Genomic DNA, 14863 nt, shown 5'->3' on the forward strand with positions numbered 1-14863 from the left:
CAGGTCAGTACTTCCGCAGCCAGCGCGCCTTTTCCACCACGTCCTTGGCGCTGGGCAGGAAGCGCTCCTCGAGCGGCGGGGAAAAGGGCACGGGAGTGTCCTGCGACGTGATGCGCACGATGGGCGCGTCCAGCCAGTCGAACGCCTCTTCGTTGATGATGGCCTCGATCTCGCCCGCGATGCCGCCGGTCTTCGTGTCCTCGTGCAGGATGATGACCTTGTTCGTCTTCTTCACCGTTTCAGCGATGGCCTCGCTGTCCAGCGGCAGCAGTGTGCGCAGGTCCACGACTTCCAACTCGATGCCTTCCTTGGCCAGCGTCTCGGCGGCCCCGAGCGCGGTGTAGAGCATGGCCGCGTAGGTGATCACGCTGACGTGCTTGCCCTCGCGCGCCACGCGCGCCTTGCCGATCGGCACCGTGTAGTCGTCCTCCGGCAGCTCTTCTTTAATGCGCCGATAGAGGAACTTATGCTCGAGGTACAGCACGGGATTGGGGTCGCGAATGGCGGACTTGATCAGTCCCTTGGCGTCGTACGCCGTCGCGGGCGCGATCACTTTCATCCCCGGCGTGTGCACAAAGTACATCTCGGGGTTCTGCGAGTGGAAGGGCCCGCCGTGGACGCCGCCGCCGCACGGCCCGCGCATCACGATGGGCGCGGGCGCGCCCCAGCGGTAGTGCGACTTGGCCAGCATGTTGGTGATCTGGTTGAAGGCGCAGCCGATGAAATCGATGAACTGAAACTCCGCCACCGGCCGCAGCCCGGTGAGCGCCGCACCGAACGCCGCGCCCACAATGGCCGATTCCGCAATGGGCGTGTCCACCACCCGCTCCGGGCCGAAGTGGTGGATGAAGCCGTCGGTGACCTTGAACGCCCCGCCGTAGATACCGATGTCCTCGCCGATGCAGAACACGCTCGGGTCGCGCTCCATCTCCTCCCAGAGTCCCTGGCGGATGGCTTCGAGATAGGTGACGTGTGCCATAGCGCTATTTCAGATGCCCCGCCGCTTCCGTCGCTTTTAGCTTCGCCCCGGCCTTTGCGCCTTGCTTCAACCCATACTTAGGCTTGATCGCGTGGCACTTGCCGTCGCAGTAGACGCCCTGGTGCTCGGCGTCGGTCGCCGGATCCGGCATCGGTGACGCGACCGCGGCATCGCGGTCGGCCTCAAGCTGCTTCTCGACGTCCTCGATCACTTTCTTGTTCTCCTCCGCCGACAGCCACTTCTTCACCTTGACCAGGTAATTCTCGAAGCGCGCGATGGGGTCGCGCCGCTGCCAGTACTCGAACAGCGGACGCGGGACGTACTGGGCCGCGTCGTGGATGGCGTGGCCCTTCATGCGCATCATTTTGGCTTCGATGAGCGTCGGGCCTTCGCCGCGGCGGGCGCGCTCGCATGCCTCGTGCGCCGCGTCGTACACCTGGCAAGCGTCGGTGCCGTCGATGATCAGGCTGGGCACGCCGTAAGCTAGCGCGCGCTCCGCCAGATCTTTGATCGCGAATTGCCGCTCGTTGGGCGTCGAGTATCCCCAAAGATTGTTTTCCACGATCAGCACCAGCCCCAGCTTCTGCACCGCAGCGAAGTTCAGCCCCTCGTGGAAGACTCCCGTGGACTGGCCGCCATCGCCGATATAGGTCATGACGGCGATGCTGCGTCCCTGGTAGCGTGCGCCCAGCGCCACGCCGGCCATCACCGGGATCAAGTCGCCGAGCATGGAGATTGGCGCGACAACGTTACGCTCGTAGATGTCGCCGAAGTGCGAGCTGGCGTCGCGCCCCCATGTCGGCGAGTCGGCCTTGGCCATGTACTGCCGCATGATGTCGCGGGCCGCGAAGCCCTTCACCAGCATCGAGCCCTGGTTGCGGATCATCGGCGCCAGCCACTCGTCCTTCTTCAACGCGAACGCCGAGGCGCACGAGCACGCCTCCTGCCCCAGGCCGAAGTACACCCCGCCGACCACCTTGCCCTGCTTGTACAGGTTCTCGAGCGCCGTCTCCATGCGGCGATTCAAGTGCATCCAGCGGTAGATCTCGATGGATTGTTCACGCGTCAGATACTTCGACTCGCGGATGGGCGGCGCGGGCGAGTCGAGCTTGCCCTCGACTTCCCATTTCACCTCGCCGTCCTTCTCGACTTGCAGGAGCCGGAAATCAGGGACTTCAAGTCGCCAGTCGGGGATGCCGTAGCGGTTGGTGCGCGGCGTCCCGTCTCCCTGACTTCCAGGAGAGACCCTGCCGGCAACGTCTCTACTCGGAGGCGCTCCGAAATTGTGCGCGCGCACCGGGACAGTCGCGGCCCGGTACGCGGTCAGATTGAGGTCCTTCAGGTCTTGCGCTTTGGCGGCGGGCTTCTGTGGCCGGTGACCGTTCTTTTTATTCTTCTTCGCCATCCGTATGCCTAGGCCCAGGGAGTGTCGTCGCCGTGCATGGCGCGCAGCCCGGCCGGCTCTTTCAGCGGTACGCCCACGGCGCGGCCGACCAACGCATCGAGAGTATCCACCCACAGTATCTGCGATTCAAACACCTTGCCGAAATTACGGACCACGACTTCCGCGACCTGGTCGAGCGCCGGCGTCGCGCGGCCGGGGTCGAGTGCTGCGATCGCCGTGTGAAGCGACATGACCGGCCTGTCGGAGATGCCGCAGGGCACGATGAGCTTGAACTGGTCGAGGTCGGTGGAGACATTCAGTGCGAAGCCGTGCGAGGTCACGCCGCGCGAGATGTGCACCCCGATGGCCGCCAACTTGGCCTCGGGGTCGAAGGTCCACACGCCGGTGCGGCCGGCGATGCGCTTGGCGGCCACGCCGAAGTCGGCGCAGGTGCGGATGAGCACCTCTTCTATATGGCGGACGTAATCCACCGCGCCCATACGCTTCGCCCGGTCGCGCAGATCGAAGATGGGATACCCGACGAGCTGTCCCGGACCGTGGTAGGTCACGTCGCCGCCGCGATCGCACTCGAAGATCTCTATACTCGCGCGCCGCATCTGCTCGTCGGAGGCGACCACGTTCTTCCGCGTGGCATTCCGCCCCAGCGTGATCACCGGGGGATGCTCAAGAAGAAGAAGGGTGTCGGCGATGCGGCCCTGTTTGCGCAGATCCACGAGCGTCTGCTGCAGGCGTGTGGCGGTCGCATAATCGACCATGCCGAGTTGGACGACGTTGATGACCACGCCGAGTTGCCCCTATGCGTTGATCGCCATCCCGTACACCGAGCTGAAGGCGTCGCCCATGGCCTCGTACAGCGTCGGGTGGGCGTGGGTGGTGAACATCAGGTCCTCGACCGTGGCCTCTGACTCCATCGCGGCGACCGCTTCGGAGATCATCTCGGTTGCGCCCGGGCCTATGATATGCACGCCCAGGATCTCGCCGTACTTTGCGCCCGCGACCACCTTGATGAATCCGTCATGCGAGCCCACGATTGACGCCTTTGAATTCCCGGCGAAGGGGAACTTGCCGACCTTGATGTCGAGCTTCCTCTCTCGCGCTGCCGCCTCGGTCAGGCCGACTGACCCGATCTGCGGCTCGCAATAGGTGCAGCCGGGGATGCGCTCGCGCTTCACCGGCCTGCCTTCTTTGCCGGCGATCTTGGCCACCGCCACCAGGCCTTCCATCGCTCCCGCGTGCGCCAGTTGCGGCATGCCGGCGACGATATCGCCGACGGCATATATGCCCGGTTCGCCCGTCTGCATCCATTCATTGGTGTGGACGAACCCGCGCTCCACCTTGATGTTCTTCACCTTCTCCAGCCCGACGTTCTCCGTGTTGGGCTTGCGGCCGACGGCGATCAGGATCTTCTCCGCATCGATCTTCTGCGATTTGCCGTCAGCGGTGATGGAGACCGCCACCCCGTCTTTCGATCTCTCGACCTTGTCCACCTTGGCCCCGACGTAGAAATTGATGCCGCGCTTCTTGAACACCCGCGCCAGTTCTTTCGAGATCTCTTCGTCCTCGACCGGCACCAGCCGCGGCAGCATCTCGAGGATGGTCACCTCGCTGCCGAACGACTTGTAGATCGACGCGAACTCCACGCCCACAGCCCCCGCGCCGACAACGATCAGCGACTTGGGGATCGAATCCAGGCTCAGGATCTCGACGTTGGTCAGGATGCGCGCGTCCGGCTCCAGGCCGGGGAGCATACGCGCCTCCGAGCCGGTAGCGAGCAGCACGTTTTTCGCTTTGGTAATGGTGCGCTCACCGCCCGCGCCGGCGGTGACCTCGATCTCGAAGACACCGTTCTTCGCCGGCCCGGTCAGGCGGCCATAGCCCGCGATGGTCGTCACCTTATTCTTGCGCATCAAAAACTCGAGTCCCTTGGCGTGCTTGAGGACGATCTTGTTCTTGCGTTGCATGATGACCGCCCAGTCGATTTTCACGTTCTCGGCGCCCACCAGGCCGAACTCCTTGCCTTCTTTCACGTGGTCGTAGATCTCAGCATTAAAGAGGAGGGCTTTGGTGGGAATGCAGCCCACGTGCAGGCAGGTTCCGCCCAGCTTCGCGTCCTTCTCGATGAGCGCAGTCTTCAGCCCGTATTGGCCGGCGCGGATGGCGGCGGTGTATCCGGCCGGGCCGCTCCCGATGATGGCAACATCGTAGATCGTCTCTGCCAAGGTCTTGCTCCCCTTCTGAATAGGATTCCGTCAGATAGACAGTCAGCCATTGTACGGCAGGCGGCGGACGCAGACGAATCCCGCCGCCTCCTATTCGATTCAGCAGTCCAGGATTTAGAATCAGCGCCCGGAGGTGTACCGCATGCGCCAGGTGTTCTGGACCGCCGCACTCATCCTATTGTTCCTGATCCCAGCTTCTTCGCAGACCTTGTCCACGACTCCCGCTGAGAAGCCGAAGGAAAGGGCCGCCGCCGGGAGCGCAGCCCCCACCGTTGCCGAGGCCGAGAAGTTCATCAAGGACGCCGAGGCCGCGCTCAGCGAAGCCACCATCAACCAGGGCCGCGCCGACTGGGTGAACCAGAATTTCATCACCGACGATACCGAGGCGATCTCCGCCGACTACAACAACAAGCTCATCGCCGAGACCACGAAGCTGGCGGAGCAGGCCACGCGTTTCGACAAGCTGAAGCTCCCGCTCGAGGTCGCGCGCAAGTTCAAGTTGCTGAAGCTTTCGCTTCCCATGCCCGCGCCAAGCAACGCGAAAGAGCGCGAAGAGCTGACCAAGAACCAGGTTTCCATGCAGTCGGACTATGGCAAGGGCAAGTACTGCCCGCCGAGCACGCCGGACAAGTGCCTTTCGCTGGGGCAGATCGAGAAGATCATGGCTACCAGCGCCGACCCGCAACAATTGAAGGAACTGTGGGTGGGCTGGCACAAGGTGGGCGCGCCCATGCGCCAGCGGTATGCCCGCTTCGCCGAACTCTCCAACAAGGGCGCGCGCGAGATGGGCTTCCCCGACGTCGGCGCCATGTGGCGCTCCAACTACGACATGACCCCCGACCAGTTCGAGCAGGAGGTCGAGCGCCTGTGGCAACAGGTGAAACCGCTCTACCTGTCGCTGCACGCGTACGTACGGGCGCAGCTGGTCAAGAAGTACGGCCCCCAGGTGGTCCCGCCGGACGGCATGATCCCTGCCCACCTGCTGGGAAACATGTGGGCGCAGGAGTGGGGCAACATCTATCCGTTGGTCGCGCCCGCCGACGCCGACAAGGGCTACGACCTGACCAAGCTGCTGGAAGAGAAAAAAACCACGCCCATCCAACTGGTGAAGTACGGCGAGGGATTCTTCACCTCGCTCGGTTTCGATCCGCTTCCCAGGACGTTCTGGGAACGCTCGCTGCTCGTGAAGCCGCAGGACCGCGACGTCGTCTGCCACGCCAGCGCGTGGGACCTTGATCTCCAGGAAGATGTCCGGCTCAAGATGTGCATCCAGGTCCGTGACGAGGACTTCATCACTGTCCATCACGAGCTGGGGCACAACTTCTACCAGCGCGCCTATCGCAAGCAGCCCTTCTTCTTTCAGGACAGCGCCAACGACGGCTTCCATGAGGCCATCGGCGACACCATGGCGCTCTCCGCGGTCAGGCCCGAGTACCTGCACCAGGTCGGCCTGCTACCGCAGGTGCCGCAGACTTCGAGCGACATCGGCTTTCTATTGAAAGAGGCGTTGGATAAGGTCGCGTTCCTGCCCTTCGGGCGACGCGTCGACCTGTGGCGATGGCAGGTCTTCAACGGCAAGATCAAGCCGCAGGATTACGAGAAGGCCTGGTGGGACATGATCAACAAGTACCAGGGGCTCTCGGCGCCTGTCCCGCGCACCGAAGCCGACTTCGATCCCGGCGCCAAGTACCACATTCCCGCGAACACACCGTACGCGCGGTACTTCCTGGCGCGGATCTACCAGTTCCAGTTCCAGCGCGCGTTGTGCAAGAAGGCCGCCTACAGCGGGCCGCTGCACCGCTGCTCTATCTACGGCAACAAGGCAGCGGGCGATCTGCTTAAGAAGGCGCTGGTAATGGGCAAAAGCCGTCCCTGGCAGGAGGTCATGTTCGAATTGACCGGTGAGAAGGAAGGCGACGCTTCTGCGATGATGGAATACTTCGCTCCGCTCAAGCAGTGGCTCGACGAGCAGAACAAGGGACAGAAGATCAGCTGGTGATCAGGTTGGCACAGAAGAAGGGCACGGTCGTTGCCGTGCCCTTTGATTTTTCTCTGCAACGGTCAGCCCAGTAGTTTTGCGGCGTCCTTCGCGAAATAGGTCAGGATGATGCTCGCCCCGGCACGCTGGATCGATTGCAGCGACTCCAGCATGATCCGGTTCTTGTCCACCCAGTTGTTCTGTGCGGCGGCCATGATCATGGCGTACTCGCCGGAGACCTGGTAAGCCGCCAGCGGCACATCAAAACGCTGGCGCGCTGCGTGGATCACGTCCAGGTAGGGCATCGCCGGCTTCACCATGACCATGTCGGCGCCCTCGGCCAGGTCGAGCTCGATCTCGTGCAGCGCTTCGCGCAGGTTGGCGCCATCCATCTGGTAAGAGCGGCGGTCGCCGAACTGCGGCGCCGAGTCCGCTGCCTCGCGGAACGGCCCGTAAAACGCCGAAGCGAACTTGGCCGCATAGGACAGGATGGGGATGTTGGTGAACCCATTCTCGTCGAGCGCCTTGCGGATGGCAGCCACGCGCCCATCCATCATGTCGGAGGGCGCGATAATGTCCATTCCGGCGCGCGCCTGCGACACCGCGGTCTTGGCCAGGATCTCCAACGTGGCGTCGTTGACGATCTCATACTCGGCGACGGCGGGGGGCGGAGCTGCGGCTACCGCAGCGCCCAGCGACTGCGCCGTGGTGCTCTTGCGCACGATCCCGCAGTGTCCGTGGCTCATGTACTCGCAGAGGCACACATCCCCAACGACGATCAGCCCCGGCACCTCGCGTTTGATGGCCCGCGTCGCCTGTTGTACGATTCCGTCGGTCGCCCAGGCGCCGGTTGCCATCTCGTCTTTCGACTCGGGCAGGCCGAAGAGGATGACCGCAGGCACTCCCAGCGACTTGACCTCGCGCGCCTCCTTGACCGCTTCATCGACCGAAAGGTTGTAAACCCCGGGCATGGAGCGCACTTCTTTGCGCACACCCTCCCCCGGGCAAACGAACATCGGGTACACGAAACCTTCAGGAGTAAGACGGGTTTCACGCACCAGCGACCGCATCTGGTCGGTCCGCCGGAGCCTGCGCATACGAGTGATAGGGAAGGACATGACGGCTTCATTCTAGCACCCGGGTCGGCACAAGAAATGCGTTCCAAGCCTGTATTTACGCGGTTCCGGGTACCTTTGTAACTATTGAATTCAGGGCATTTGCGGCTACCATGCTCCAGAAGGGGCCCTACGTCTAAGCGAGCCAAATCGTGGCTCATCCCGCCGATGTTGCTGGTCGGCGTCTATGCTGTGGTGTCCGTCACGGCCCCGCCGAGCTATGCCCTGACCGTTTTCGGTGACATTGCCCAGGAACTGATGGCCCTGGGTGTGCTCGCCGCCATGGCGGCCAACATCGGCCAGGACCGCGGCCGCGCCAATCTGTTCTGGATCTCGATGAGTGTGGGCTGCGCCTTTTGGGCCGCTTCCCAGGGTTTGTGGGTTTATTACGAGGTCGTCATTCGGCGTCCCATGCCCCAGCCGTTCTGGGGGGACATCATCTCGTTCCTTCACATCGTCCCCTTGATGGGAGCATTGGCCGTCCAGCCTCACCTGCGCCAGGACACGCGCTTCCTGCGGGTCGGCATGCTCGACCTCTCCACCCTGCTGCTGTGGTGGATGTATCTGTACCTCTTCTTGGTCATTCCCTGGCAATACATCTCGCTCAACGATTTTCAGTACGGACGGACGTTCACGACTCTGTCATTCATCGAAAATGTGGCCTTCGTCATTGGCGTGGGAATCGTTTGGGGAAGCACTGCCGGACCGTGGCGCAGGATCTACCAGCGCTTGTTCCTGGCCGGTCTCCTCTATGCCATGAGTTCGACCCTGGGGAACATCGCCGACTACAACCACAAATACTACACGGGCAGCATCTATGACGTTCCTTTGCTGATCTCGGTGCTCGGATTTATCTGGGCGGGGGTCGGCGCCCACGAGCAATGGAAAGAGGAGGGCACGGCGTCTCCTCGGCGCGAGCAGTACGCGGTGTGGCCGGCCCGGCTGGCGATGGCCGCCGTGCTCTCCATGCCGGTCGTGGCCATGCTCGACATCGCGATCATGCCGCAGCCGTTGGCGGTGCGCAATTACCGTTTGGTGCTCACCCTGGGCGCCATGCTGCTGCTCGGCGCGCTGGTGTTTATCAAGGAACATTTCATGGACGAGGAGCTGTTGCTCCTCTTGCAGGCATCGCATCAGTCCTTCGAGGACCTCAGCCGCGTCCAGGACCAGCTCGTGCACTCGGAGAAGATGGCCGCGCTCGGCCAGCTCGTTGCCGGCGCCGCTCACGAGATCAATAACCCGTTGGCCGCCATCCTCGGATACTCCGACATCCTGGGTTCGCAAAAATCGCTGCCAGAGGACGCTCGCGCCATGGCCGAGAAGATCGGGCAGCAGGCCCGCCGGACCAAGACCCTGGTCGGCCACCTGCTTAGCTTCGCCAAGCAATCGAATACGGAAAAGAGCCTGCTCAACGTCGATGCCGTGGTCAACAACGCGGTCACCCTGCGGCAGATGGATCTGGGAAAGAACAACATCCACGTCGAGCGTGTCAGCGAGGCGGAACAGCCTTACATCCTGGGCGACTCCAACCAGCTCCTCCAGGTCTGCTGCCATATCATCAACAATGCGGTGGACGCGCTGCAGGAGACTGGCGGCGGCACCATCACCGTTCGCACTGGCCGCCGCAACGGCCATGTCACGCTCGAAATCTCCGATACCGGCCCGGGGATCAAGGACCCGCAGCGCATCTTCGATCCCTTCTACACCACCAAGCCGATCGGCAAGGGCACTGGTCTGGGGCTGAGCGCCTGCTACGGAATCGTCCACGAGCACCACGGGCAGATCACGGGGTTCAACCGCCCCAACGGTGGGGCCACCTTCCTGTTGAAGTTTCCCGCCGCCGGCCAGAGCCTGATCGACAGCGTCAACCCCTAGAACGGGCCCTTACTGCTGAGGCTTGTTCGCCGCGTCTCCCTGATAACATTGGTTCTCTGTATGCCTGCCTTGCCGCACACCAGCGCGCGTGCGCTGGAATTCGACGTTCTCCGCGAGATGCTGCGCGGTTATGCCGCGTCGCCGCTCGGTCACGAGCGTCTCTCGCGCTTGGCACCCTCGGACGACATTGCCTGGATCGAACGCCAGCATCAACTCGTGGCCGAGGTGAGAGAATTCCTGCGCACCGGCGGCCGCTTCGATTTCTCCAGCCTGCTCGATCCGGCCGCACTGGTCGACAAGTCACGTATCGAGGGCGCCGCGCTCGATACCGAGGCTCTGCGCGCCATCGTGCTGGTGGTGGACCGCGCCGACGAGTGGCGGCACATCGCAGCCCATCCGCCGTCGCAGATGAAACGGGAGTTTGCGGCTGTTACCGAGCTCTCCAGCAGAATCGGCGACTTCACGGATTTCCTGCGCTTCTTCCGCAACAAGATCCTTCCTGACGGCACCCTCGACGACCGCGCCTCGCCCGAGCTGGCCCACGTCCGCCGCGAAGTCGAGAAGCAGAAGCGCCTGATCCAGGAATCTCTGCGCGGCTACCTGCGCCGCCTGGCCGAGGGCGGAGCCGTGCAGGATGAACTCATCACCATCCGCGGCGAGCGTTTCGTCATCCCGGTGAAGACGGAGCAGAAGCGCCGCGTCAACGGCGTCGTGCACGGCGCCAGTTCCAGCGGCCAGACCGTTTTCGTCGAGCCGCTCGAGACCATTGAGCAGAACAACGACCTGGTGCGCCTGCTGGAAGAGGAACAGGCCGAGGTCCACCGCATCCTGCTGGAAATGACCGCGCGCGTGCGCGATCACGCCGACGCCATCCTTGCTGCCGCCGACGTCCTCGCCGAACTGGAGCTTCAATTCGCCAAAGCGCGCTTCGCCGAAGACTACGACTGCGTGCAGCCCTCTTTCCGCGACCATGTGTGCATCCTCCGCAACGCGCGTCATCCCCTGCTCGATCGCACCCTGAAGCTGAAGAACGGGCGCATCGTGCCCATCTCGCTGGAACTCGAAGGCGACCGCCGCCAGCTCATCATCAGCGGCCCCAACACCGGGGGAAAGACAGTGGCGCTGAAGACCGTCGGCTTGCTCACCCTCATGGCACAGGCGGGTGTGCCCGTGTCCGCCGAGCGTGCCGAGCTGCCTGTTTTCGACGCCGTCCTGGCCGACATCGGCGACTACCAGTCCATCGAGCAGAACCTCTCGACCTTTTCTGCGCACATCACCAACATCGACCGCATCTCGCGTACGGCGACCGATCGCTCTCTGGTGCTGCTCGACGAACTCGGTTCCGCCACCGATCCCACCGAGGGAGCGGCGCTGGCCGTCGCTATCGCCGACTACTTCTGCCGACGTGGATGCATCAGCGTCATCTCCACCCACCACACCTCGCTCAAAGTCTATGCCGCGAACACCGACGGCGTGCTCAACGCCGCTGTCGGTTTCGACGAGCGCACGCTCCAGCCCACGTACGAGCTGAAGATCGGCGTGCCCGGCGCCTCGGCCGGCATCAATATCGCCCAGCGCCTGGGCCTGAACCCCGACATCCTGAAGGCCGCGCGAGAAGCCGTCGGCACGCAGGCTCGGGATGTCGCCCGGTTCCTGGACAAACTTCACGCCGAGCTCCGCGAAGCCGAGCAGGAGCGCTCGCGATTGCAGACGCGTGAAGAGGAGGTCGCCCGCGAGAAGAAACGCCTCGACAGCGAAGGCCTGAAGGAACAGCGCGAGCGCGTCCGCGACATGGAGAAAAAACTGGAGGGCGTGCTGCGTGACTTCGAATACCGTGCCCGCGAGACCGTGCAGGCGGTGCAGGACCGCGCCGCCGCCCTCAAGCTGTCGAAGGACGCGGAGCGCCGCATCGCCAAGCTGCGCCGCGAATTCAAGGAAGAATTCGATTCCGCCATCGTCGCGCACTCGACCGGCGCGGATCGCGGCGACCCCAATGCGCGGCCCTCCGAGGTCAAGCACGTCAGCGAGGGCGACACCGTGCGTCTGAAGTCGCTGGGTCGCAACGCCGTGGTCAAGCGCAAGCTCGACGACCAGGCCTACGAAGTCGAGATGGGCGCCATGAAGATGCGCGTGCCCAAGGACGACATAGCGGAGATCGTGATCCGCGCCTCCGACTCGCCGGTCAAGGCGGCACGCGCCCACGGCATCTCGGTTTCGGTGGCGGAAGAGTCGGGCGTGCCCACCGAGATCAACGTCATCGGCGAGAACGTGGACGAAGCCACCCGCCGCGTCGAGAAGTTCATTGACCGCGCCTTTCTGGCTGGCGCCTCACGCGTGCGCATCGTGCACGGCAGCGGTATGGGGATCCTGCGCAAGGCCCTGCGCCAATACTTGCAGAATCATCCCCAGGTCGCCAGCGTCTCCGAGCCTCCCCAGAACGAGGGTGGAGGGGGAGCGACGGTCGTGGAACTCCGGGTGTAAGCTTCGTTCGACCATGGCGTCTTTGCCGACTTACGATCCTTCTTGGCCACAACTGCTGTCGGGAGAGGCCATCATTTGGCGCGGCCGCCCCGTCCGTGGGCGCTACGTTGTCAAAGACGCGAAGATGACGCTGACGGGCATTCCCATGGCGCTGTTTATTTCAGTATGGATGTGGTTCGCAATCTCTATTCCGAAGAAGAACTGGCCTCCCAAGGGTCCGGACGACGCGTTCGGTTACATCTTTCCCGTGTTCGGGTTGTTGTTCGTGGCCGTTGCCTTGAATCAGTTGGTCGGGCATTACTTGCGAAACTGGCTGGAATCGGCGAACGCTGAATACGTGGTCACGAACAAGAGAATTATCCAGCGCCTCGGCGTGTTTCGCCCGCGCGAACTGAGCCATCCGCACTCTGACCGGCCGATCGAACTGCGGCGCTATGGGAATTCGCAAGTGGGTGACATTGTGCTACGCGCCACTTGGACGGCGGCTCAACCGAAGCAATTCGGCGAAGCTATCCAGCGAATGTTCAATCCGCAATCTGCCTCGAATGAGTTCGCCCTTTATGCCGTGGATAACGTTGAGACTGTATATCGGTTGATTCTCGAGCAACTCAAGAAGGCGCAAGCTGCAACCGAGGCGACGCCGTCGGTTTTCCGCCAATAGAGGCCCAGCGGAGTTGTAGTTTTCCGCGAATCTCCACGGCTTTGTCCGGGAATCCACAGCTTATCCACAGCTCTTGTCACATTTCTGCTGCGCCGTCGTAGTTTCTGGCCCAGAATTCCCGCGGAGCAGTCTGCCCGATGGCCAACCCCGGCGATTTCGCGTACACGCTGAAGCAGCAGGCGGACATCGTCCGCATCATCGGCGATTACGTGAAGCTGAAAAAATCCGGGGCGCAGAATTTCTCCGGCCTCTGCCCCTTCCACAACGAGAAGACTCCGTCTTTTTCCGTCCACCAGACGCGCCAGTTCTACCACTGCTTCGGCTGTGGCGTCTCCGGCGACGTCTTCTCCTTCGTGCAGAAGATCGAGAACATCACCTTTCCCGAAGCCGTGCGCCTGGTCGCGCAGAAGCTCGGCGTGCCCGTGCCCAAGCAGACCTACGACTCGCCCGCCGAGGCAAAAGAGGCCAAGCTGCGCGGCGCGCTCGTGGACCTTCACGAGCGCGCCTGCCAGTTCTTTGAAGAGCAACTCAAGCGCCCGGAAGCCGCACACGCCCGCGAGTACCTCGCCAGCCGCGGCCTGACCGAGGAAGGGATCAAGACCTTCCGCATCGGCTTCGCCCCCGACTCCGGTTTCGTGCTGCGTGATCGCCTGAAGGGCGCGGCCGACGAAGAACTCCTGAAAGCCTCTGGCCTCTTTTCGTGGAAGGAAGAGGCGCAGGGGGCAAGAGCTGCGCTGTACTCCAAGTTCCGCAACCGCGTGATTTTCCCCATCTCCAACGAATCAGGCAAGGTCATCGCCTTTACTGGCCGCACCCTCGCCACCGACGAGAAGTCTGGTCCCAAGTACCTGAACTCGCCCGAAACGGCGATTTACTCCAAGAGCCGCGTCCTCTACAACCTGGACCGCGCCCGGGAAGCGATCCGCAAGTTCGGTTACGTGATCCTGGTCGAAGGCCAGATGGACTGCATTTCGGTGTTCATGGCGGATCTCCACAATGTGATTGCCAGTTCCGGCACCGCCTTCACCGAGGCACAGGTCCGCCTGCTCAGCCGTTACACCAAGCAGATCATCGTCAACTTCGATCCTGACACCGCCGGCGCCGCCGCCGCCGAGCGTTCACTTGCCATGCTGGTCGCCGAAGATTTCGTGATCAAGGTCGTGACCCTGGAACAGGGCTTCGACCCCGACCTGTACGTCCGAAAGATGGGAAAAGCTGCCTACGAGAATGCATTGCGCAGCGCGCCAAGGTATTTCGACTACCTCATCGAGCGCGCCATGACTCAGTTTCCGCCGCGTTCGCCCGAAGGCAAGGTCAAGGCCGTCAATTTCCTGCTGCCGCATATCCAGCGCATCCCCAGCCGGATCACGCGCGACGAACTGGCCAACGACATCGCCCAGAAGCTGGGGATCGACTCTGCCGTCCTGCGCCAGGAACTGCGCCACGCCGTGGCCACGCGCAGCTCGTCGGTGAAAGCCGCCGCCGAGGCGCAGATCACGCAGGCTGAGCGCATTTTGATCCGCGCCCTGGCCTCGGCCACGGCCATGAGCGACGAATCTCCCCACTCCGACCGCTCGGGGGAAGATGGCCTTCCCGACCTTTGGCGTCAGGCTGAGTTCACGCTCACCAGCGAAGGCCTGCATCGCGGCCTGGCCGCCGAGTCCCTGATCGACGCCCTGCTCCAGGCCGAGCCCGGCACGGATCTCATGTCCCTGCCGCTGTCGGACTCCGACCGCCGCGTCCTCGCGACCACGCTGATGCACGAGGACGAAGAGCTCACGATGGAGCTGGTCGAAGAAGCGTTGGCAGCCTTACGCCGCCGCCGTCTCGAGCGTCAGCAACAGGAGGTGAAGCGCCAGATTGCCGATGCCGAGCGCAAGAACGATGCCGCCACCCTGAACCGCTTGGTTCAGGAGAAACTCCGCATCGACCGCGAGCTGGCGACGCACTAGTCGGGCTACTAGGTTTTCAGGGTTTGAGCATGGGAAATTTTCGGTTTCCGCCGCAAACCTCTGAAACCATCTAACCCATTGAAGCGTCTAATGGTTAAGAGGATCCGGCGGGCGGACTGGACGGGGGCGGGGACAAGGGTATCTCTGGCCAAGTGGCAGCCTATTTTGCTAACATTAATGGGTTTCGACGCTAAAGCC

The 14863-nt window shown here is 63.0% G+C and carries 10 protein-coding genes; 5 read left to right on the forward strand and 5 right to left on the reverse strand.

The features are described 5' to 3' along the window. Nucleotides 1–4: 4 nt before the first annotated feature. Genes LAN37_14020 through lpdA form a run of 4 tightly spaced genes read right to left on the reverse strand, consistent with a single transcriptional unit; the run spans nucleotide 5 to nucleotide 4603 of the window. Nucleotides 5–979: an alpha-ketoacid dehydrogenase subunit beta gene (locus LAN37_14020; protein MBZ5648327.1), complete on the reverse strand. Its 975-nt coding sequence runs from the start codon at nucleotides 977–979 to the stop codon at nucleotides 5–7. Between the two features lie 4 nt (nucleotides 980–983). After that, the gene (locus tag LAN37_14025; protein ID MBZ5648328.1) at nucleotides 984–2384 is read right to left on the reverse strand and encodes a thiamine pyrophosphate-dependent dehydrogenase E1 component subunit alpha; all 1401 of its coding nucleotides are present in this window, start codon (nucleotides 2382–2384) and stop codon (nucleotides 984–986) included. A gap of 8 nt (nucleotides 2385–2392) precedes the next feature. After that, nucleotides 2393–3166, reverse strand: a complete 774-nt coding sequence (gene lipB, locus LAN37_14030; GenBank protein ID MBZ5648329.1) for a lipoyl(octanoyl) transferase LipB — start codon at nucleotides 3164–3166, stop codon at nucleotides 2393–2395. Between the two features lie 12 nt (nucleotides 3167–3178). After that, nucleotides 3179–4603, reverse strand: a complete 1425-nt coding sequence (gene lpdA, locus LAN37_14035) for a dihydrolipoyl dehydrogenase (protein ID MBZ5648330.1) — start codon at nucleotides 4601–4603, stop codon at nucleotides 3179–3181. A gap of 142 nt (nucleotides 4604–4745) precedes the next feature. On the opposite strand from lpdA, the gene LAN37_14040 reads away from it, so the two are divergent. Beyond that, entirely contained in the window at nucleotides 4746–6602 is a 1857-nt protein-coding gene (locus tag LAN37_14040) for a M2 family metallopeptidase (GenBank protein MBZ5648331.1), read from the forward strand. A gap of 62 nt (nucleotides 6603–6664) precedes the next feature. Here LAN37_14040 and hemB read toward each other — a convergent pair whose 3' ends face one another. Beyond that, the gene (gene hemB, locus LAN37_14045; protein MBZ5648332.1) at nucleotides 6665–7699 is read right to left on the reverse strand and encodes a porphobilinogen synthase; all 1035 of its coding nucleotides are present in this window, start codon (nucleotides 7697–7699) and stop codon (nucleotides 6665–6667) included. A 165-nt stretch (nucleotides 7700–7864) separates the two neighbouring features. On the opposite strand from hemB, the gene LAN37_14050 reads away from it, so the two are divergent. From LAN37_14050 to dnaG, 4 genes are all read left to right on the forward strand, one after another. Further along, on the forward strand, nucleotides 7865–9571 hold the full coding sequence (locus LAN37_14050) for a HAMP domain-containing histidine kinase (protein ID MBZ5648333.1): 1707 nt from the start codon (nucleotides 7865–7867) through the stop codon (nucleotides 9569–9571). A gap of 60 nt (nucleotides 9572–9631) precedes the next feature. Continuing rightward, the gene (locus LAN37_14055) at nucleotides 9632–12052 is read left to right on the forward strand and encodes an endonuclease MutS2 (GenBank protein MBZ5648334.1); all 2421 of its coding nucleotides are present in this window, start codon (nucleotides 9632–9634) and stop codon (nucleotides 12050–12052) included. 22 nt (nucleotides 12053–12074) lie between these two features. Continuing rightward, nucleotides 12075–12713: a hypothetical protein gene (locus LAN37_14060; protein MBZ5648335.1), complete on the forward strand. Its 639-nt coding sequence runs from the start codon at nucleotides 12075–12077 to the stop codon at nucleotides 12711–12713. Between the two features lie 137 nt (nucleotides 12714–12850). Then, the gene (dnaG, locus tag LAN37_14065; protein ID MBZ5648336.1) at nucleotides 12851–14665 is read left to right on the forward strand and encodes a DNA primase; all 1815 of its coding nucleotides are present in this window, start codon (nucleotides 12851–12853) and stop codon (nucleotides 14663–14665) included. The last annotated feature ends 198 nt before the right edge of the window (nucleotides 14666–14863 follow it).

This window comes from Terriglobia bacterium (genome assembly GCA_020073495.1).
Lineage (GTDB): Bacteria > Acidobacteriota > Terriglobia > Terriglobales > Acidobacteriaceae > JAIQFD01.